The following is a 20,112-nucleotide window of genomic DNA, read 5'->3' as shown; positions in this document are numbered from 1 at the left end:
CTTACGCGGTGAAGCCGCCGTCGACGATTAATTCTGCGCCGGTGACAAACCCTGCCTCTGCACTGGCCAGGTACGCCACCGCACTGGCGACATCCTTGCCCTCTCCGTACCGCCCCATGGCGATGTTCGGGCGTAGGAAGTCCGCAATAGGCCCGTCGGCCGGGTTCATGTCGCTGTCGGTCGGGCCGGGATGGACGGTGTTCACAGTGATGCCGCGCGGCCCCAGATCGCGCACCAGTCCACGACTGAAACCGGTCAGCGCACCTTTGCTCAGGGTGTAGACGGAGGCGGTAGCGAACGCAGCGTATTGCACCATCGAGCTGCCGATGTGAATGATGCGGCCGCCCTGCCCCATGTGTTTGAGCGCTTGCTGAGTGGCGACGAAGAGGCCGGTCACGTTCACCGCAAGGATGCGTTGAAAGTCCTCAAAGACGATGTCCTCGGGGGCACCGAGCAGGCTGATACCAGCGTTGTTGACCAGAATGTCGATCTTGCCAAAACGCTGTGCAACCTCGGCAATCGCAGCACGTACAGCCTCGGGGTTGCCCGCATCGGCCGCCAGCGCCACAGCCTGGCCGCCCGCCGCAACGATTTCCTGCACGACCGCTGCGGCGCGATCTGGCGATGCGTTGTAGGTGATAGCGACGGTTGCGCCATCTGCCGCGAGCCGTTTGGCGATGGCTGCGCCGATGCTGCGTGAGCCACCGGTAACGATGGCGATTTTGCCGGTCAGTGGAAGCGTGGATGTGTTCATGGTCGAGCCTCTGGGTGGTTGAAGTTGATGAGGCTATGAGACGCTTTTTGATCTTCCACCAGTAGTGGAAGACAACTAGAATCACTTTCAATCATTAGTTGAAGGTGCGCGGATGGAAACGTTGGGTAATTTGCTCTCATTCGTGCGCAGCGCCGAGGCAGGAAGCTTCTCTGCGGCGGGGCGCCGCCTGGGCCTGACACCCGCGGCGGTCAGCCGCAATGTCGCGCAATTGGAGGCTAACCTCGGCGTACGCTTGTTTCAGCGCAGCACGCGCAAACTCACGCTGACCGAAGCGGGAGAACGCTTTCTGGCCAATGTCGGTTCAGGACTGGAAAGTGTTCAAGCGGCGATCGCCGATGTGGCCGGCAATGCCGGAGAGCCTTCCGGCACCCTGAGTCTAAGTGCGGCACCGGGTTTTGCCAGGGATTTCCTGCTGCCGCTGATGCCGGAATTTCTCAATCGATATCCCGCCGTGATCCCCGAATGGCATGTCGACAATCGCCAGGTCGATCTCATCGCGGACGGCTTTGATGCGGCTATCGGCGGCGGCATCGAACTCGCGCAAGGTGTGGTCGCCAGAGCCATCGCCCCGGCGCATCTGATTCTGGTGGCCTCGCGGGAGTATCTGTCGGGGCGCCCGCGCGTCCAGCGCATTGAAGAGCTGTCGACGCTGAATCACCTGGCCATGCGCTCGGTGCAGACCGGCAAGGTGCGTAGCTGGATGCTGCAAGGCCCCGACGGGCAACGAGCGCCCCTGGAGTTGACGCCGCGCCTGTTGGTCAACGATCCGCAAGCGCTGTGTCAGTGCGCGCGACTGGGGTTGGGGGTTGCGCTGTTGGCAGTTCCGGATGTTTTGCCTTATCTGCAGGACGGTACGCTGGAAAGGGTTTTGCCCGATTGGTATGTCGATGCAGGGCAGATCTATTTGTACTTTTCCAGCCAGAAACTATTGCCAGCAAAAACCCGGGCTTTTGTGGATTTTCTGGTCGGTCAGGCTCGAGAGGATGGGTGGGCAATTCGACTCGATGCTCGGGTTTAACGAGCAAGTTATACGACCTCTAAGATCTAAGCAGCACCACAACCAAGCGATTTTACAAGCCTTTCAAGCTTGCCGGCCCCGCTCGATTACGGTACAAATCTGGCAGTTGTACGACAACATAATAAAAACCTGAGCCACCCCGAGTGGCTATCATTTTTGAGATCTGCCATGTCCCGTCCTGAGTTTGCGCCAACCGTACCGCCGCCCTTCCCCCGTTATCTCGCCGTGATCATTCTGTTGTGCATGGGTTGTGCGTTCGCCGGCAACCACGTCGCGGCACGGGTCGCTTTTGATGATGGCGCGGGCGTGTTGCTGGCGATTCTGATGCGCTCGGGCGGGACCTTGCTGGTGCTGGCCATTCTCGTCCTGTGGCAGCGGCAAAGTCTGCGTCTGCCGGCGGGCGCTTGGCGTTGGCAATTACTGTTGGGGCTGTTGATCACCGCGCAGAGCCTATGTCTGTACTCCGCTGTCGCGCGGGTCCCGGTCGCTTTGGCCCTGCTGGTGGCCAACGTGTTTCCGATCCTGCTCGCCTTGCTGACCTGGGCGCTGGGCGGCCCACGACCAAGCGCGCGCACCGCGATGTTGATGGGCTTGATTCTCATGGGATTGGTGTTCGTACTGGACGTCCCCGGACGTCTGTCAGACAGCGCCAGCGTCGGCCCGGAATGGCTACTGGGCGTCGCACTCGCCTTCTGCGCCGCCAGCGTATTCGCCTGCGCGCTGTGGATCACCGACCACAAACTGTCGCAAGTGCGCGGCTCGGTGCGCAGCCTGCTGACCATCTTCATCGTCTTCAGCAGCGTCAACCTGGCCGGCCTGACCGGCGCCCTCCCCGGCGGACTCAACCTCCCCGCCACCTCAACCGGCTGGCTGGCCCTTGCCACGCTCGTCGTGCTCTATGGGACCGGCTTCATTGTGTTGTTCATTTCCGTGCCCCGACTGGACATGCCACGCAACGCCCCTGTGATGAACATTGAGCCATTGGCGACGTTGTTGATGGGCTGGATTGTGCTGGATCAGATGCTCAGCAGAGGACAGATCATCGGTGGCGTGATTGTGGTGAGCGGGATTGTTTTGCTGACGTATCGCAAAGCGCCGGTGAAGGTTGGGGTGAAGGCTGAGGTTTGAGGGGGTGTGGTGGCGGGACTCTTGGTTGGCGAGTCCTGCTTATCGCCCCCGGCTCGATACCGGATCAGCAGAATTGCAGGCTCTCGAGGTCTACCTGGACATAGCTTCCTATTTCACCCTTGTAGAGATAAATCGCAGTTACCTCCAGCTCCGTTCGTAAGAATTCCGCTAGCGTCCTGAGTCTGGTGCTTGTGGTCATGGCAGGGCGCACAACCGTCGCGCCACCGGGTTGGTCATCGTAAATTCTGACGAGAAACTCATCGACACCATCCAGAATCAGGTAATTGAAACCTCGATACTCATAGCCTGCGCCGTAGTCGACATCATCGAAACGGTCGGCCTTTTCTATTCTCAAGACGCCGTCCCGCTAATTCGACCCAGCGAAATTGAAACAGTCTGGCGCCTGAAAAGTAGATGCTGCTCCATCCACGTCATTTACCAGCTACCGTACGGGATGCCGAACTTATCAATGTATCGTTTGGCCTTTTCACTCACGGGATAGGCATAGCGCCCGCCATGCTTGCCCTGCTCCGGGCCGAGAGGTTCGAGTTCGCCTTGAGCATGGGAGACTTTTATCGGGCGGTGGCAGGAGTCCCTGACCCACGCTTGAAGTACTCCCCCCGGGGCGAGCCCCACAAGCAGCGTTGCGGAGTAACGTGAGGTTCTTTCCGGAGTCTTCGGGCAACGCTGGTGTGTGGACTGCACCATCAGTTGCCTCGCTTCCTCTGGAATCTCTATGAAGCCTTTATAGGTTTTCTGCTCCGATATCGACTGCCAACGGACAAAAATCATTCTAGGAAGGTCAGCACCGGTTACCAAAACTCCAGAACCACCGACTGTTCCCCAACCGCGGGCAGACTCCGTCCCATCTTCTGGTTCGCCTCCGGGAGCGGATTTTCCACCGACTCTGAAAAACATTCTGTTATTAATATCGAGCACCGAGCTGTCCTCAACCCAGATCTTCATGTAATTCGGCTCAACGAATCCTATTTGCCACCAAGGAGACTTGGGGTCATTTTCTCCACTTTCGAAACCTCCTTTCTGGCAGCCTATTAACAATAAGGCGACAAGCAGAGCGATTACAGACTTCATTACCAGAGCTTCCAATCAGCTACGTGAGGATGTTGTACACGGATCGCGTCTTCCGTCGGGGCGTTGATGTAAACAGCATCAATACCGCTCCCGTCTCTTCTTCCAAGGGGATGATTCCAGTTTGCAGAGGTATGAATGTACTTCAGCTTGAGCAAAGCCTCTTCTTCTGCAGTTGTTCTGTAGTTTCCGGTGAGAAATCGGTCACAAAGAGGTTGCAGCTCTGCCGGCACGGAGTATTCGTCATCTTCCGGTATATCAATGAATTGAACACCCTTTTCTTTTGCCAGCTGATACATGACTCTTAAATAAACTCTCGAAAGTTTTCCACTCACCGGACGTTTCAATTGTAGAGCGGCATATACGCGCTTCTGCCCCGGTGAAAGCCTGTCTTGATGCTCCTGCGGAATTTCGAAGGAAGCCGGGGTGACAATATCCAGCAGATGCGCAGGCCATCCTTTAGCAAGCCACTCGCTTTTTACGCGCCCGGCGTCGTGATAAATCGACGTCGTTGAAACGTCTACGTACCGAGGTACATCGAGAGTTTGCATCGGACTGACAAGCACGCGTTCCTCTACTTCATCAAGATAGCTGCCGCCAATATCCGAATGAACCCCGGGAAGAGTGTACTCAGGGTGCGCGGGCTTCACCCGGCTGAGCGCAAAATTAGCGCGACACTCATCGCGCGCTACGAGATGTACGACATCCGTGAAGTATCGACGGTCCAGGTAAAGCCTCACACCGGGAGCTATAGGACTTTTCACCCGGCCAAGATTGGTGAAGCCAGCAATTGAGGGCACCGTGTCAAAGAGCCCGATGAAACCCATTTTGATGCCGTTTCCGTATTTATTATCAAAGGTGCGACTGAAATCTGCGGCGTTCCGGTTTAGGAGATCTCCTAAAGCTCCTTGCTTACCCCGCACCACTTCATTTGCGAAGTGCCGTGCAGCAGCAGCCCCACGACTGAAGCCAAATGTATCGAACGTCAGGGACGCAATTTCACTGTCGGGGTTCTCTTGCAGTGCCTCTTCGATAGCTTGTTTTATCTGCATGAAGGACGCTTGTACGCGACTCGTAACACCAGTCTCACCTCGCCCCGTTCCAGCACCTACAGCGCTATCCATCTGATCGCTTTCAGTGCCTATACCTTCGACATATATTGGGCTTGAGACGAACTTAAGAAAGCCATCGCCTTCGGCTTTCTGGGTCTTTTTATACAGAGAAAACAATTTCTTGATATTCGTAGGCCCGGCGCCATAACTACTATCCGGGTCACTCATATAAGGCATGCAGCTAGCTGGTATATCCTCAGGCGCAATCGGATGCTGAGCACCACACAACAACCCCGCAGCAGAGTTGTTCGCATTGTTGCCAGTGCCATCAAAGAAAACCCCGATCCTCAACGCAATGCCTATCTTCTCAGGCTCGCGCGCGGGCTCTTTCCCGTGCTTCTCATATTCGGCCCAGTGCTGGGCGTGCAGGTCGACGGGTTTGGCTTGTTCGTAGCGGTAGTTTTTCGGCGGGTTTGGAACGTAACCACTCAATCCTTGATTCCTTGTTCTGATCCTTGAAGAACGGCCCGAAGGGTGACAGTCGAGCCCGGGTGGTGCAAGCCGTGGCCGTGTGCCAGCCGTGGTGCGCCCGGGTGTTGCGACGAGGTTTTGCGCTCGTCGCATTGCGGGTTATTTGGCTATTTCGACTTTGTCCAAAGCCTGATTGACCGCGATTTCGCCGAGCATGACGACCTGGGCGATGCCTAGCAGGGTTTTGCGGCGCGGGTTGTCGAGCAGCGCGGCGAAGTCGTAGAGCATGGTGGTGGCCGAGCCGAGGGATTCGCTGGCGTTGGCCAGCAGGGATTCGGTGTCGTATTTCGGGTTGGCGAGGAACATCTGTTCCGGGGTGTTGGTGCTGGCCAGGATGTCTGCCGGGCCGAGGTAGTGATCGAGGGCGCGTTCGGCGGCTTCGTGTAGTTTTTTCGATGCACTTGATTCGTAGGGGGATGCGGGGTCGGTGGTTGGGGGATTGGGTGTGACTTTGAACATGGTGAAACTCCTAGTTAGCTAAAAGGAGCCTTCACATTCGCTACCAAACGAAGGTGGCGGCCATACGCGGGTTGGTAGACCGGTAACTAGGAACCGGCACACCCGAAGGTGTCCTGCGCATGGCCACCATTGAGCAGCGACCTGAAGCCGGTCTGCGAACGGTGCGCGATGCGACTAGTTATGGCGGGCTACCAAACCCGATCACTGTTTTTCAGCGACCGACAGACGATAGAACCCGCGACCTAGACGCACAAGCCGGCGGATTCTGGCGTAGTCGTAGGGAATGGCGCAAGGCGTTGTAGCCGTTTGCTTAATGCTTGATTTACTGTTTAAACGGGCTAAGGGTTTTCTGTTTATGTGGCGGTGAATGGGCTGGCGTCATCGCGAGCAGGCTCACTCCTACAAGGGGATCAGGCGATGGGCAGTCACAGCATTCTGCTCCTGCACATTCAACTGTCGCTTCTTAAGCAGCGGGTCAATCTCCATTTTGCTCCTCGGTCGTGTGCCGCTAGTTGTCCCTGGTACTTCAAAGCCTCAATCAAAAACCCGAGCGCTCTACGAAAGGTCGGGATGCATAAAGATTTCCTTATCGGTTTAAACGATCAATCGGGGCGGCATCAACCCTGCGTTACGAGCGTCAATTTCGGCCAGATCTCGAGCCATCTCTTCGACTGCAGGCGCTCCAGAAACACCACGTATTTATCACTTTCAAATCGGGCGGTTGGCCGCACTTTCAGCGCAAACAAATCCTCCAGCCCCAATGGCGCCGAAACCTCTATCGCACCATGCCGATCAAGCCTGACACCTACTGCCGTAGCAGTTTCCGGCCAGAACGTCATTGCATCCGCAGCCGCCCCATAAGGCGCATCGGCGTTCCGCTGGTGCATGCGTGCCTGGTTTTTCACCGACCACTTCAAGTCACTGCACAGTGCTGCAAGCTCGACCTCCAAGGCCAAATCCGTTTGATCACCGGGACGTGTTCTGTCAAACCATATGACATCAATGTCCTCGGGCAACGGCGAAGGTTGGCGCTGATGCAGATGATCCCAAACCAGGCTGCGCACAAAACCTGCGGCAACCCAGCAGTCCGGCAAGTTGAGATCCCTGACTATGCGCAAGATGTGCATGCGGACGAGATCTTCAGCAATCAGATCCCGCAGTTGCGCTTCCAGATTCATTTATTTCAATCCAATGACCATGGTTGCGAGAGCCTATCAGTGGTCTCTGTAAGCGCTCGGTCCCTTGTGCTGAATGACGAGTGCAGGCGAACTTTGCAGGATAGGGCCAACTGCCGCCCACTTCTCAAACCTTGAACTCTTCCTTGAGCAAATCGGCAAACTTGTCTTTTGCGCGATGAGATTCAACGTGCCTGTTCCAGATAAAATAATTCTGCACAGGCTTTAAGTCATTGAAGAAGAATCCTTGAATACCGCCGAGCTGGCGGAACTGTTCAAACATGCCTCTGGGCACCAACGATATCCCGGCGCCTGAACTTACGCAGCCAAGGATGGTGCCATAACTGGCTATGCTTGTTATCGGATTGAAAACTTTGTACCGCTCCAGCCAGGTTACCAAAGCCTTTCTGTAGGGACATCCTTCAGGCCACATGAATAAATCCACACCGCGCAGGTCCTCTGGCTGGTTTATCACCCCCGCGGACGGCGAGGCAATCACCACTAGATCCTCTTCATAGATCTCCAGACTCTCGATGTCCGGATGTTCTGGCCTGACGGCAATTATTGCCCCGTCCAACGTGTAGTTGACCACTTCTGCGGATAATTGTGACCAATCGCCAGTGCTGAATTGCATTTGTACAGCCGGATAAAGTTGATGAAACCTGGATAGCACTTTGGGTAACCGGCCGGTAGCGGATGATTCTATGGCACCAATCCTGAGTTCTCCCGAAGGAGCTGACGACGGATCAAGCGCTCGTTGCGATTCTTCGCACAAAGACAGGATTTTGTTGGTATAGCCGAGAAAAAGCCGACCTGAAGGGCTGATGATCAATCCTCTGCCTTTCCTTATAAACAGGTCAACTCCAAGCTCACGTTCCAGAAGCTTGATGCGGTTGGTGATGTTGGACGGCACGCAGTGCAATCGCTCCGAGGCACGGACGATACTGCCCAGATCGGCTACTGCCTTGAACATGACCAGTTGCGAAAACTCCATGTAAACGCTCATTAAAAATGAATGATTTGGTCAGTATAAGTCACTTGTCGCAGGCCAACAAATCGGGCTAATTTCGCCGCTGCAAGGCAAGAAAGTGCGTTAAAACCAAACATTTCATAGGTCTTTAGGGAGAAGGACACATCATGAGCTCAGCATCGCCACAGAGTCGTTTGGAACCGCTTGAACATAAATCCATGCAAGAATTTGGCGAGACATTTATCCAGGCCCTGCCCAAGCACATACGCAACTTGAAAATTCCCGGACGTACCTTAGAAGAAAACCAACGGCGTCAACCGTTGCTGGCCTGCGTCGGCAACGTTGCTGAGATACAGGACGCCATGCTTGAGGTACTCAATCATTCCATCACGCAAGACGCGCAACTGGCGGCTGAAAGCGCATTCAGGGCGTTCCTCGAAAAGCCAGTAATAGACTCGTCGGTATTGAGCTTTTTCAATGGGTGGAATGAAACCCATAAAACCACCAGCCTTGTCTCGGCAAAAATCATCATGCGCCTGTCGGCGGATGCGATATCGGTATCTGCCGACAGACGTGAGGGTTACCACAATGTCATGGCGCATATGCATGAAGTGGCGAAAGATGATTTCGGTCTTGGACATCAGGGCCATGACGGAATGTACAACTACATGACTGCAGCTTTTGGTGCGTCAGCCTGGGTTGAAGAACAATTCAAAATTGCTGAATGCAATGACTTCGCGGACTTCCTATACAACACCGGGGTCGCCAAGCATAAAACGGCACTAAACTCGCAGGAACACAAATCTTCAATTATGGATGCGATGATGGTTTCAATCTCATCTGAACTGTGGAACGGTCGTGAATACAATTTCATCGCTCAATATATTGAAGCAAAGCTCCTCGCGGCCAATCCGTTCTTGAGGACAAACACGCAAAACCTGCGTAACGCCAAAGGCTACGTAATGGGGCACTCCGGAGAAGTTGAGAACAAACACGGATTGCATGCCTTGGCGGCCGCGCAAGCTTACGGTCAGACGGTAGGTCTGGAATTCAAGCCTGCGCGACTGAAGGGCATCATGCTCAATTACAATGAAAGAGTCGGCAATGCATTCTCCGCCATGCATCGGATTATGACCTGTTGATCTCTATGGATTAACGAAGCATGCCGATGAACTCTCATAATGTGAGCTTGGAGAATGATCGGCATGTTTTGACGATATTTAAACCAAACCACGAGCGACTCATGAACCTTCCGGCCAAATGACGTTCCGCAGGGATCTATCGCATGGATGTTGAACACGCTGTTCTTGCATTGGGTTTCTTCGCGTTTTGTGGTGGCCTGATAGACGCTGCGGTCGGTGGCGGGGGCCTGGTACAGGTGCCGGCACTTCTACATGCTCTACCCCAGTACAGCCTTGCCACCATTTTCGGCACCAACAAACTGGCCGTTCTGGCAGGCAATATTTCATCAATATCGGGTTACCTGAAGCGCATAAAAATTCGCTGGAATTTAATGCTTCCGACCATGCTCGCCGCTTTTTTATTTTCTTTTCTCGGAGCTCTCTCGGTATCCCTTGTTCCTAAAAGATTGATGGAGATCGTTGTCTTTTTCATATTGATAGTCATGGCTATCTACACGTTTATGGAAAAAAAACTTGGTTTGGCAGGCAAAGACCGCCACTTCGGAACGAAAGACATTTGCCTTGGAGTTTTCTTTGGCAGCCTGATCGGTTTCTACGATGGTGTCTTCGGCCCGGGCAGTGGCAGCCTGCTGCTGTTTATCTTCGTCAAGGTCTTTGGCTTTGATTTCCTCAATGCATCAGCCTCTGCAAAACTGGTCAACCTGGGGACGTTCAGCGCTGCGCTCATATTTTTTATCCCCTCCGGTAATGTCTTGTGGGCGATTGGCGGCATAGTTGCTTTATGCAATATGGCCGGTGCACTGACCGGTGTCTTTTTGGCATTACGTTATGGAAGCAGTTTCATCAGAGTTTTTTTCCTGATCCTGCTCGTATTCCTGATCGGCAGAATGGGGGTCAACATTTTTTCGTAGACCCTGGTCACGTCATACCATCCGCCGCGAATCGCGCCGCACCGCCTGCGGCGGCACGCCAAACCCGCGCATGAACACCTCGCGCATGTGCCGGCGGTCACGAAACCCGGTTTCTCTGGCGACCACATCCAGACTGTGACTGCTTTGCTCGATCAGCAAACGCGCTGCTTCCAGCCTTAGGCTCTCTATCGCCTTGGCTGGAGACTGGCCGGTTTCGGCGGTAAACACCCGGGTGAATTGCCGCGGACTCAGGTGCACCACCTCGGCCAGTTCTTCGACACTCAGCGGGCGATTGAGGTGCTTGCGCGCGTAATCCAGCGCACTCTGAATGCGATCGGATTTGGGTGACAGCGACAGCAATTCCGAGTGCTGCGACTGCCCGCCCGAGCGGCGCTGATGCATCACCAGCCGATGGGCCACCGAGCGCGCAATGTCGCTGCCCAGATCTTTTTCGACCATGCCCAACGCCATGTCGACACCAGCGGTCATGCCCGCCGACGTCCACACCGGGCCGTCGATGATAAAGATCCGGTCGTCCTCGACGTTCACCGAGGGATGCATCCTGCGCAGCGCCGGGGCGAACGCCCAGTGCGTGGTCACGCGGCGGTTGTCCAGCACGCCCGCCTGCGCCAGTACGAACGAGCCGGTGCAGATGCCGGCCACGCGGCGTGCGCCGTCGGCGAGCCCGCGCACGCTGTGCAGCACATTAGCATCGGGCGGCGTCAGCGGTGTCAGCGTTCCCGCCACCAGCCAACTGTCGGCCAGCCCCGCTTGCGTCAGCGGCAACGTATCGACGTGCAAGCCCAGCGAGGAGCTGACAATGCCGCCGGCCTGGGAAAAGTTCTGCACCTTGTACACGGCTTTGCCCGTGACGATGTTGGCAAACTCGAACACCGACTGGGTCGCCAGCGCCATGACCTGAAAACCTTCCGTGAGCAGATAACCGACTCGATGCATGGTCGCGCTCCGTTGTTGAATGTCCTGAAACACTACCACATACGTCATTCAGGTCGATTCAGGTTTTCTCCATCATGGCTTGCATACCAATCAATCCACTCGCGGGACGCAGCTCATGAAACTTGAAGCCAACACGATCTTCATCACCGGCGGCACTTCCGGCATCGGCCGCGCATTGGCCGAGGCCCTGCATCAGCGCGGCAACAAGGTCATCATCGCTGGTCGTCGCCAGACCCTGCTGGCAGAGATTGCCCAGGCGAATCCGGGCATCGACACCGTGCAGCTGGACATCAACGATGCGCAGCAGATCAAGGACGTCGCCGCCGAAGTCATCCGCCGCCATCCGTCGTTGAACGTGATCATCAACAACGCCGGGATCATGCCCTTCGACAACGCGGGTTCCGGCGACTACGACGATGAACAGGCCGTCGGTCTGTTGCAGACCAACCTGCTCGGCCCGGTGCGCGTCAGCGCCGCGTTCGTCGAACACCTCAAGCGCCAGCCCGAGGCCTACATCATCAACAACAGCTCGGTGCTGGCCTACCTGCCGCTGGCGACCACGGCGCTGTATTCGGCGACCAAAGCGGCGATCCATTCCTACTCGCTGTCGCAACGTTTCATGCTGCGCGACACCAGCGTCAAGGTCCTGGAAATCGCGCCACCTTGGGTCGATACCGATCTGATTCACAAGAGCGGCGACGAGCGCGCCATGCCGCTGGGCGAGTTTATCGAGGAAACCCTGATCAAGCTGGAAACCGCCACCACCGAAGTGCTGGTCGACCGAGTGTTGCCGCTGCGGGCCAACCAGGGCGCGAACGAGCACGGGTTGATCGAGCAGTTCAACCTGTCGCTGCTGGAGAATCCTATTCCGGTGGCCTGAACTCACCGACAGAAACATCCGGGCTCAATGCCCGGGTAGCCTGGCTGTTGATCATGTTCATTCACAACGCGGCAAGCCAAACACCACCCGCGCCCCCCCTCGGCTCATTGCGCTCGGCCCACAATTTGCCGCCATGTCCTTCAATGATCGTGCGGCAAATCGACAGGCCCATGCCCAGTCCGGTGGATTTGGTTGTGAAGAACGCCGTGAACACTTGCTCCGCCCGCTCGCAGGCAAAGCCCGGCCCCGAATCGCTGACGCTGATGTGCACGTTATCGCCCAGCGCCTCACTGCGAATCAGCAGACGTCGCTGCCCCTCTGCCATGATCGTCATGGCTTCGAGGCTGTTGATGATCAGGTTGAGCAACACCTGTTGCAGTTCGACCCGGTCCGCCACTACGAAAGGCAAATCTGCCGCCAGCTCAACGCTGACTTCGGCGCCGTGCTTGAGCGCTTCGCCCCGGCTGAAACCGACCATTTCTTCAATCAGCAGATTGAGGCTGACAGGCTGACGCTGCGGTGGCGTTTTGTGAATCAGCGCGCGGATGCGCCCGAGTACGTCGGCGGCGCGGTTGCCGTCGAGAATGATATGCCGCAGGCCCTGCTCGACCTCGTTGATATTTGGTGGCTTTGCACCGAGCCAGCGCAACGCGGCATTAGCATGGGTCACCGTGGCGGCGATCGGCTGATTGACTTCGTGGGCAATCGATGCGGCCAACTGACCCATGGTTGCCACACGATTGGCGTGGGCCAGTTCCGTTTGCACCTGACGATAACGACGCTCGCCTTCGCGCACTTGCTCTTCAGCCAGCTTGCGTTCGCTGATATCCAGCACAAAGGCCAGGCCCTGTTGCTGACTCGCTTCGAAGGCAGCCAGACCGACAATCACCGGCAGCCGACTGCCGTCCTTGCGGATGTACTCCTTTTCGAATGGCTGGGCCCGGCCAGTGTGGATCGCCGTTGCCAGTGCAATATCGCTGTTAGCGCGCATCGCCGGCGGGGTCATGTCACGCCAATGGACACTGCCCGAAAGCAACTCATCACGGGTGTAACCGACCATGCGCAGGAACGCGTCATTGGCCTCGATGATTTCCCCTTCCACGCCCCAGACGATGATGCCGATGATGTTGGCGTCGACCAGCCGACGGATCTTCGCTTCTCGCTCGGCGAGGTCGCGGTACAGGCGCGCGTTGTCCAGCGAGATCGCTGCCTGCGACGCCACCAGGCGCAACACGGCGAGACGCGTCGGGCTGAACACCCCGGCGGACAGGTTGTTTTCCAGATACAGCGCCCCGGCGACCCGCGCCTGATTCATCAATGCCAGGCACAGGATCGAGCGCGCGCCTCGTTGCTGAACGTATGGATCAGCGGCGAACAGCGGATCGGCAACCGCGTCGTCCAGGCACAGGTTTTCGCCGGTGCGCAGCGTCTGGTAGAGCACTGACTCTGCCAGCGCCACCGTGTGCAGCGGCGCGTTGCACAGCTGCGTGGCACCGTCGCCGATACGGGTTCGCGCAGCGACATAGGGAATGTCGGCGTTCAACAAAATGAGCAGGCCATGCTCGGCCCCGGCCTGTTCGATCGCGGTGCGCATCACCGTTTCGATCAAACGGTCCAGGACGATCTCGCCGGAGACTGCTTGAGAGACCTTGAGCACCGTTGCCAGGTCGAGATGTTCAACTGGCGTAATGAGCGTGGTGACCGGATTCGGTTGCGCCTCTTCGGCACGCAGAAAACGATGACGTCGCTCCAGCTCCCGCACCTTGCCAGCAGCCCCCCAACGCAGATAGGCGTAGCGTGCGTCGCGCAGGTAAACCCGGGATATCCTGACCAGCCCGCGAGCGCCGTAGAACCGTGCGGCCAGTTCGTTGGCCAGCGCTTCGATATGGAGCAAACCATTGTCCTGAGCCAATTGAATGGCTTGCTCGTACTGCAATTCGGCTTCGAGCAACTGTCCGGTGACGCGCGCCATTTCCGCGCCGACCAGCGCCACCTGACTGGCGAAGGTCTCTGCACACAAGCGCGCCCACGTCTGCAACTGTTCATGATGTTGACCCAGACGCTGCAAAGCACCGGCGTCAGTTTCGCCGTGGGCCGCCAAGGTCAACGCCGCGTAGAAATGGTATTCGGCCTCCTCGAAAAACGCCGAAACCACCCACAAAAGTCCCTGCGCCTGGGCCGCGCACTCAGCGGCCGCCGCGTAATCCCCGGCCAGATAGCGCGCCTGCAACTTGCGTACCCAGTACTTGCCGCGCGCCAGCGCCAGATCCGCCGAACCGGCCAGATGCGCCTCGACAGCTGTTTCATCGAACCCGTCATCGTCGAAACAGCCGAACGTCGGCGTCTGCCCGCGCAGCATGCGGATCAGCGTCAACTGGCAGCGCATGAAATCCGCCACCAGACCGAAACCGACCTTTTGTGCATAGACCAGCCCTGATTCCGCTTGCGCCTGCACCTCGGCCAGCGGCTCGCCGATAAACAACAGATCGGAAATCAGGCTGTTTCCGGCGAACGCGGCATACGGCAGATCGCCGCTGCGATGGGCCGCGTTGAGCGCACGGCGCAACAGTTCGCGGCACTCGCGCACTGGCCGCATCCAGCGCACCACGAAGATCGAGAAGCACAACCAGGTGCTCGCCTCATAACGCGTGAGCCCGCGCCGATCAACCAGATCGCAGCCCAGACGGCCAAATCGATAACCAGCGGCATAGTCGCCAAAACGCGGCCCCGACACGCGCCCGAAGTTGGCATAGAGCAGGCAGGAGGCGTCGCAGTTGCCATATTGCAGGCTCAGGCTGATCGCTTTGCAAATGGTCAGGCTGGCGAGGTTCAGATCCGACTGCACCGCCGGCGCGAAGAGTTTGCCCAGCGCATCGAGGGTGGCCCGCGCGGCAGGATCCTCCATCAGCGGCAAGTCGATCATCTGCTCGATACTGCGCCCGCGCAGGCTGGTCCAGACCTGCTGATATTCGTCGCGCACCTGAATATCGTCCGGACGCGCTGGCCAATCGATGCCGACCTGACGCAGAAAGGCCAGACACACCGTCACCGCCCGGTCACTGCGATCAAGCAGCAAGTAGACATCCATCTGCAGGCACGCCACCGCCGCGCGCTCGACGGTGGTCACGGCGCGCTCGGCCAATGTCGCCAGGCGCGAGTCGGCAAGCTGCAGTTGGCCGGTGAGAAATTCGCACTCGGCACGGTTCAGCTCCAGAGCGAAACCCAGTTCATGCCGACTGTCATAACCCTGCTCGCCCAACAGTTCTGCGCCGGCGCCCAGATAGGTCAGTGCTGAGGTATAAGCGGTCGAGGCCTTCGCTCGCTGGCCGGCGAGCAGGTTGAACTCGGCCAGTTGCTCGCGCTCGGCACGCAGGCTGATCAGATGCGCACCGCGATTGAGCTGGCCGACAATCTCGAAGATCGCCTCCTCGCGCCGCTCACCCTGGGTTTGCAGTGCCAGCAGCCGGCCGATGCGCAGGTGCATTTGCGCCCGCTCGGTTTCAGCGATCAGCGAATACGCCGCCTCATGGATGCGATCATGCACAAACCTGTAGGCACCGTCCTGACGCTCGACCAACTCAAGCCGCACCGCCGGCCACAATGCGGAGTGAACGTGAGGCACCGGCACATCAAGGACTGTGGCCAGCGTGTCGAGACGCGCGACGTTGCCCAGGCAGGCCAGTTGTTGCAGCGCCTGGCGGGTTTCCTGGGGCAGCCGCGCCAGTTTGCCGACCATCAAATCGACGACATTGTCGGTGTAGCCCTTGCCGTTGATCAGGTGCACATCCCACCGCCAGCGCTGGCACGCAGGCTCGTATGTCAGCAGCTTCTCCTCGGCCAGGGCGTGCAGAAACTGGATGACGAAGAACGGATTGCCAGCGGTCTTGTCCAGCACCAGCCGCGCCAGCGCGACAATGCTCGCCGGCGGGCAGCGCAGTGACTCGCTGATCAGTTGTTCGATGTGCGCGCCAGCCAGTGGCGCCAGACGAATTTCGTCAATGTGTACGCCGGCGTGATGCAAGGTCTTGAGTGTGCGGCTGAGTGGGTGATCGCCATCTACCTCGTTGTCGCGATAAGCACCGACCAGCAGCAGATGAGGGGTCTCTGCGCGACTGAGCAAATCTTCGAGCAGATCAAGGGTGGCCGCGTCGAGCCATTGCAGGTCGTCAAGGAACAGCGCCAACGGATGCTCGGCCTGAGCGAACACGCCGATAAAACGCTGCAAGACCTGAAGGAACCGCTGCTGCGCCTGTTGCGGCTCCAACTCAGGCACGGGCGGCGGCTCGCCGATGATCAGCTTGAGTTCGGGGATCAGATCGGTGATCAACCGCGCATTCGCTTCCAGTGCCCGCAACAGTGCTTCGCGCCAGCCCGCCAGTACGTCGGTGCGCTTGCCCAACAGCGTCCGCACCAGCCCCTGAAAGGCCTGAACCAGGGTCGAATAAGGCACGTCGCGCTGGTACTGGTCGAACTTGCCGGCGGCGAACAAGCCACGCGACGGCACCAGCACCTTGTGCAGTTCACTGACCACCGACGATTTGCCGATGCCCGAATAGCCGGATACCAGCACCAGTGTCGGCGCGCCTGTCTGCACCACATTGGCGAAGGCATCGATCAACGTTTGCACTTCGTGTTCGCGGCCGTAGAGTTTTTCCGGAATCAGCAAGCGCTCGCAGGCGCCCTGCTCGTCCAACGTGAACGTCTCGATCTGCCGCATACGGCGCCAGTCATCGAGGCAACGGCGCAAGTCATGCTCGACACCGACTGCGCTCTGATAGCGCTCCTCGGCAGTTTTCGCCAGCAGTTTCATGACCACTCGCGAGAACATCGGCGGCACCGTCGCCACCCGTTCACACACGGGCATTGGCAGCCGCGCGATATGGCAATGCACCCACTCCATCGGTTCACTGGCACTGAACGGCAGCGAGCCGGTGAGCATCTGGTACAGCGTCACGCCAAAGGCATACAGATCACTACGCGAATCGATCGAACGATTCATCCGCCCGGTTTGCTCCGGCGCCATGTAAGCCAGCGTGCCGGCGATAGATTCCGGTGGCGTGGGCGCTTGCCGTTCCCGTGGCAAGCGCGTGGCCAGGCCGAAGCCGGTCAGCCGCGCCTGCCCGTCATGGCAATGGACAAAGACATGCTGCGGTTTCAGGTCTTTGTGCACCAGACCACACTGATGCATATGGCCCAGTGCCTTGGCGATGTTCGTGGCCAATTCCAGACAGGTTTCGATATCCAGCGGAGCGACCAGCAATCGCGACAACGGCTCGCCACCCGGATCGTCGAACAGCAGACGAACTCGGGTGCCCGTACGCTCGAAAGCTGTCGGCTGCAACGCCCAGGCAGGATTGAGGTCGTCCCTGAGGCTGTATTCATGCGCCAGACGCTCCAGGGTGCTCGGCAATGGCTGGCCCATCGCCGGACGCACCGCCAGTAGGCTGCCATCATTCGAACCGCGCTCACGGGACAGCACCCGCTCGCCGTCGTCCCACAAAATCTGTTTTCTGCTGGCCATCTGCGTCAACACTGCTCAGGTTTTTTGCCGCACGGTGAGTTGCACGTCGCCAGCGCTCAGGGGTTGCGCTGGACAGGCTCGATGCCCAGCGCTTCTGCGATACGCACCAGATCGGCCACTGAACGTGCGGCCATTTTGCGCATGACCTGGCCACGGTGAACCTTGACCGTGACCTCGCTGAGGTTGAGCTGTCCGGCAATCTGTTTGTTCATCAGCCCGGCAATGACGAAGCCGAGCACTTCGCGCTCACGTGCGGTCAGGGTTTGGTAAGCCCGACACAAAACGGCGCCGGAGTGTTCGGCTGCTAGCCGCGCACGGTCGCGAGCCAACGCACTGGCCACGGCGTCGAGCATGTCCTGATCACGGAACGGCTTGGCCAGAAAATCCACCGCGCCGGCCTTCATCGCCTTGACGCTCATGGCGATGTCGCCGTGGCCGGTCATGAACACCACAGGGATGCGCAAGCCATTTTTTTCCATCTGTTCCTGAAACGTCAGGCCACTTTCGCCGCGCAGGCGCACGTCGAGCACCAGGCAACCGGGTACCTCACGTTGCGCTTGCGCGAGAAAATCTCCGGCGCTGTCGAAGGTTCGCACCTGCAAGCCGATCGAGCGCAGCAAGCTGTCGAGCGCCTGGCGCATCGAGGCATCGTCATCGACCACGTACACCACTGGTTCGCCGAGCACATCGGGACTTTGCGCAGGGCTGGAATGCGACCACAAGGTCATTGTGTCTCCTCGGCGAGATCGCAGCACGCATTGGGCTGGTCAATAAATCTAGTTCAGGATGGCCACCGCAGCCAGACACCGGCCGGACGGTCAGCAATCAGGCTAACAGTCAGCACCATTGCCGGCCGGCCAGAAACCCCTGAAAATCGGCCAGGCTGAGGCAGTCCCGCCTTTAGCGCTGCAAACAGGCAGGCCCGCGATGTCCACTCATCCCGCTTTTACAACGGCCCCGCGCGACGTGGTGTTTATCGCCTACCCACGGCTGAGCCTGCTCGATCTCAGCGGTGCGCAGACCGTGTTCTGGGCGGCGAGCAAAGCCTTGGTCGAGCGCGGGCAGCCCGGTTATCAACTGCACACCGCCAGCCTCAGCGGCGGCTTGATCCCGACCGTCGAAGGGCTGGCCATCGACACCCAAGCGTTAACCACGCTCGACACCACCGCGCCGGACACGCTGGTCGTGCCCGGCGCCCCTGACATCTGCCAGACCCTTGAGGAGCACCGCGAACTGAGCGACTGGCTGCAGGACCATGCTCACCTCGCCCGCCGCGTGGTCTCGGTGTGCAGTGGTGCGTTTCTGCTGGCTCAGGCCGGATTGCTCGACGCCCGCCGCGCTGCCACTCACTGGGCGATGTGCGACGCTTTGCGCGATCGCTTTCCAGCGGTCGAGGTAGATGCCGACGCGATCTTCATTCAGCAAGGCAAGGTCTGGACCTCGGCCGGAGTCACCGCCGGGATCGATCTGGCGCTGGCGCTGGTAGAGGCCGATTACGGCCGTGAAGTGACGTTGCAAGTCGCGCGGGAATTGGTGGTGTACATCAAACGCCCCGGCGGCCAGGCGCAATACAGCACGCTGCTGCAATCGCAGGCGCAGGACGCTGCGATGTTCGATGATCTGCACCTTTGGCTCATGGAGCGCCTCGGCGACCCGAATCTGACGGTGGAGCGCCTCGCCGAGCAAGCCGCAATGAGCCTGCGCAACTTCACGCGGGTCTATAAAGCGCGCACCGGGCGCACACCGTCGAAAGCGCTCGAGCTGTTCCGGCTCGAAGCGGCCAAACGCCTGCTGGAAAACTCCCCGCACAAAATCGAACGAATCGCCCGCCTCTGCGGCTTCAACGATGAAGAACGCCTGCGCGCCTGCTTCCAGCGCCACCTGTCGATCTCCCCGCGCGACTACCGCAGTCGCTTCAGCCGCGATGGCTGAACCGCTATACCTACGTATAGTTTTGCCCGCTGGCCATCAGCGTATGGTGCAAGAACGACAGGAGTCACCAGCTCGGCCGCCCGGCCCGGGAGCTTTATGTACAAGACGCATGTCATTGCGGTAGTGGACGACGACGAGGCAATGCGCACATCGCTGAGCAGCCTGCTGCGAGCGTCGGGGTATCAGGTGTTCTGCTATGCGGCGCCAGCGGACTACCTTGACTCGGACGGGCCGGCGCAGACTGATTGTTTGATTTCCGATATTCAGATGCCGGGCATGGGTGGTTTGCAGATGCTGGATGCACTGCGGGCGCAAGGCTGGCGGATGCCGGTGATTTTTGTGTCGGCGCATGCGGGCAAAATGCCCAACAGCGTACCCGGGGTCATCGCGTGTCTGGCCAAGCCATTTCAGGCTGAACGTTTGCTCGCCTGCCTGGAAAAAGCGCTGGGTTGATCCTTTTTCCCCATACCTTCGTATACCCCCCTTCCACCCATGCGTACCCCACGCACACCGATGGACAACTGCGCTCGTAGCCTCCCCGCCCTAGCATGGCTCTACACAGCGGGCGATTG

17 protein-coding genes are annotated in these 20,112 nt (G+C 58.5%); 7 read left to right on the top strand and 10 right to left on the bottom strand.

Features of this window, described 5'->3' with window-relative positions; genetic code table 11:
* Position 1 precedes the first annotated feature (1 nt).
* The gene (locus PSH90_RS10820; RefSeq protein WP_305382712.1) at positions 2-754 is read right to left on the bottom strand and encodes a 3-oxoacyl-ACP reductase family protein; all 753 of its coding nucleotides are present in this window, start codon (positions 752-754) and stop codon (positions 2-4) included.
* A 112-nt stretch (positions 755-866) separates the two neighbouring features.
* Here PSH90_RS10820 and PSH90_RS10815 point away from each other — a divergent pair, with 112 nt between their 5' ends.
* Both PSH90_RS10815 and PSH90_RS10810 read left to right on the top strand, forming a co-directional pair.
* The gene (locus PSH90_RS10815; protein WP_305382710.1) at positions 867-1,793 is read left to right on the top strand and encodes a LysR family transcriptional regulator; all 927 of its coding nucleotides are present in this window, start codon (positions 867-869) and stop codon (positions 1,791-1,793) included.
* 168 nt (positions 1,794-1,961) lie between these two features.
* Positions 1,962-2,921, top strand: a complete 960-nt coding sequence (locus PSH90_RS10810) for a DMT family transporter (protein WP_305382709.1) — start codon at positions 1,962-1,964, stop codon at positions 2,919-2,921.
* Positions 2,922-2,985: 64 nt separating this feature from the next.
* Here PSH90_RS10810 and PSH90_RS10805 read toward each other — a convergent pair whose 3' ends face one another.
* From PSH90_RS10805 to PSH90_RS10780, 6 genes are all read right to left on the bottom strand, one after another.
* Complete coding sequence (locus tag PSH90_RS10805) at positions 2,986-3,276, bottom strand: hypothetical protein (RefSeq protein WP_305382708.1); 291 nt, start codon at positions 3,274-3,276, stop codon at positions 2,986-2,988.
* Positions 3,277-3,356: 80 nt separating this feature from the next.
* On the bottom strand, positions 3,357-4,013 hold the full coding sequence (locus tag PSH90_RS10800) for a DUF2931 family protein (RefSeq protein ID WP_305382707.1): 657 nt from the start codon (positions 4,011-4,013) through the stop codon (positions 3,357-3,359).
* Positions 4,013-5,554 (bottom strand): DUF2235 domain-containing protein, encoded by a 1,542-nt coding sequence (locus tag PSH90_RS10795; protein ID WP_305382706.1) that lies wholly within the window; start codon positions 5,552-5,554, stop codon positions 4,013-4,015. The genes PSH90_RS10800 and PSH90_RS10795 overlap by 1 nt, the downstream gene beginning before the upstream one ends.
* A 138-nt stretch (positions 5,555-5,692) precedes the next feature.
* On the bottom strand, positions 5,693-6,052 hold the full coding sequence (locus tag PSH90_RS10790; protein WP_024012551.1) for a DUF6124 family protein: 360 nt from the start codon (positions 6,050-6,052) through the stop codon (positions 5,693-5,695).
* Between the two features lie 617 nt (positions 6,053-6,669).
* Positions 6,670-7,230 carry a nucleotidyltransferase family protein gene (locus PSH90_RS10785; protein WP_305382704.1) on the bottom strand — a complete coding sequence of 187 codons (561 nt, stop codon included), beginning with the start codon at positions 7,228-7,230 and terminating at the stop codon, positions 6,670-6,672.
* 124 nt (positions 7,231-7,354) lie between these two features.
* Entirely contained in the window at positions 7,355-8,221 is an 867-nt protein-coding gene (locus PSH90_RS10780; RefSeq protein WP_095179615.1) for a LysR family transcriptional regulator, read from the bottom strand.
* 143 nt (positions 8,222-8,364) lie between these two features.
* Here PSH90_RS10780 and PSH90_RS10775 point away from each other — a divergent pair, with 143 nt between their 5' ends.
* Together PSH90_RS10775 and PSH90_RS10770 are read left to right on the top strand one after the other, a co-directional pair.
* Positions 8,365-9,339, top strand: a complete 975-nt coding sequence (locus PSH90_RS10775; RefSeq protein WP_095179614.1) for a hypothetical protein — start codon at positions 8,365-8,367, stop codon at positions 9,337-9,339.
* Positions 9,340-9,482: 143 nt separating this feature from the next.
* Complete coding sequence (locus tag PSH90_RS10770; RefSeq protein WP_056784810.1) at positions 9,483-10,250, top strand: TSUP family transporter; 768 nt, start codon at positions 9,483-9,485, stop codon at positions 10,248-10,250.
* A 12-nt stretch (positions 10,251-10,262) separates the two neighbouring features.
* Here PSH90_RS10770 and PSH90_RS10765 read toward each other — a convergent pair whose 3' ends face one another.
* Positions 10,263-11,207 carry a GlxA family transcriptional regulator gene (locus tag PSH90_RS10765; protein WP_305382703.1) on the bottom strand — a complete coding sequence of 315 codons (945 nt, stop codon included), beginning with the start codon at positions 11,205-11,207 and terminating at the stop codon, positions 10,263-10,265.
* Between the two features lie 115 nt (positions 11,208-11,322).
* On the opposite strand from PSH90_RS10765, the gene PSH90_RS10760 reads away from it, so the two are divergent.
* Entirely contained in the window at positions 11,323-12,087 is a 765-nt protein-coding gene (locus PSH90_RS10760; RefSeq protein ID WP_041480578.1) for an SDR family oxidoreductase, read from the top strand.
* Positions 12,088-12,148: 61 nt separating this feature from the next.
* On the opposite strand, the gene PSH90_RS10755 is transcribed toward PSH90_RS10760, so the two are convergent.
* Positions 12,149-17,608 carry an ATP-binding sensor histidine kinase gene (locus PSH90_RS10755; protein WP_305382702.1) on the bottom strand — a complete coding sequence of 1,820 codons (5,460 nt, stop codon included), beginning with the start codon at positions 17,606-17,608 and terminating at the stop codon, positions 12,149-12,151.
* Between the two features lie 56 nt (positions 17,609-17,664).
* On the bottom strand, positions 17,665-18,336 hold the full coding sequence (locus PSH90_RS10750) for a response regulator transcription factor (protein WP_056784803.1): 672 nt from the start codon (positions 18,334-18,336) through the stop codon (positions 17,665-17,667).
* A gap of 199 nt (positions 18,337-18,535) precedes the next feature.
* Here PSH90_RS10750 and PSH90_RS10745 point away from each other — a divergent pair, with 199 nt between their 5' ends.
* Both PSH90_RS10745 and PSH90_RS10740 read left to right on the top strand, forming a co-directional pair.
* Positions 18,536-19,540, top strand: a complete 1,005-nt coding sequence (locus PSH90_RS10745; protein ID WP_252869235.1) for a GlxA family transcriptional regulator — start codon at positions 18,536-18,538, stop codon at positions 19,538-19,540.
* Positions 19,541-19,636: 96 nt separating this feature from the next.
* A complete protein-coding gene (locus tag PSH90_RS10740; RefSeq protein WP_056784799.1) occupies positions 19,637-19,993 on the top strand; it encodes a response regulator transcription factor in 357 nt (118 codons plus the stop codon).
* Positions 19,994-20,112: the final 119 nt, after the last annotated feature.

Source organism: Pseudomonas sp. FP1762, assembly GCF_030687105.1.
In the GTDB taxonomy this organism is placed as follows: domain Bacteria; phylum Pseudomonadota; class Gammaproteobacteria; order Pseudomonadales; family Pseudomonadaceae; genus Aquipseudomonas; species Aquipseudomonas siliginis.
This window is presented reverse-complemented; position numbering and strand designations above follow the sequence as displayed.

Bases quoted from the DNA above. Each gene is read 5' to 3' on its own strand.
- PSH90_RS10745 (WP_252869235.1), top strand. From the start codon at position 18,536: ATGTCCACTCATCCCGCTTTTACAACGGCCCCGCGCGACGTGGTGTTT.
- PSH90_RS10790 (WP_024012551.1), bottom strand. From the start codon at position 6,052: ATGTTCAAAGTCACACCCAATCCCCCAACCACCGACCCCGCATCCCCC.
- PSH90_RS10765 (WP_305382703.1), bottom strand. From the start codon at position 11,207: ATGCATCGAGTCGGTTATCTGCTCACGGAAGGTTTTCAGGTCATGGCG.
- PSH90_RS10785 (WP_305382704.1), bottom strand. From the start codon at position 7,230: ATGAATCTGGAAGCGCAACTGCGGGATCTGATTGCTGAAGATCTCGTC.
- PSH90_RS10820 (WP_305382712.1), bottom strand. From the start codon at position 754: ATGAACACATCCACGCTTCCACTGACCGGCAAAATCGCCATCGTTACC.
- PSH90_RS10780 (WP_095179615.1), bottom strand. From the start codon at position 8,221: ATGGAGTTTTCGCAACTGGTCATGTTCAAGGCAGTAGCCGATCTGGGC.
- PSH90_RS10750 (WP_056784803.1), bottom strand. From the start codon at position 18,336: ATGACCTTGTGGTCGCATTCCAGCCCTGCGCAAAGTCCCGATGTGCTC.
- PSH90_RS10740 (WP_056784799.1), top strand. From the start codon at position 19,637: ATGTACAAGACGCATGTCATTGCGGTAGTGGACGACGACGAGGCAATG.
- PSH90_RS10770 (WP_056784810.1), top strand. From the start codon at position 9,483: ATGGATGTTGAACACGCTGTTCTTGCATTGGGTTTCTTCGCGTTTTGT.
- PSH90_RS10815 (WP_305382710.1), top strand. From the start codon at position 867: ATGGAAACGTTGGGTAATTTGCTCTCATTCGTGCGCAGCGCCGAGGCA.
- PSH90_RS10810 (WP_305382709.1), top strand. From the start codon at position 1,962: ATGTCCCGTCCTGAGTTTGCGCCAACCGTACCGCCGCCCTTCCCCCGT.
- PSH90_RS10760 (WP_041480578.1), top strand. From the start codon at position 11,323: ATGAAACTTGAAGCCAACACGATCTTCATCACCGGCGGCACTTCCGGC.
- PSH90_RS10800 (WP_305382707.1), bottom strand. From the start codon at position 4,013: ATGAAGTCTGTAATCGCTCTGCTTGTCGCCTTATTGTTAATAGGCTGC.
- PSH90_RS10755 (WP_305382702.1), bottom strand. From the start codon at position 17,608: ATGGCCAGCAGAAAACAGATTTTGTGGGACGACGGCGAGCGGGTGCTG.
- PSH90_RS10775 (WP_095179614.1), top strand. From the start codon at position 8,365: ATGAGCTCAGCATCGCCACAGAGTCGTTTGGAACCGCTTGAACATAAA.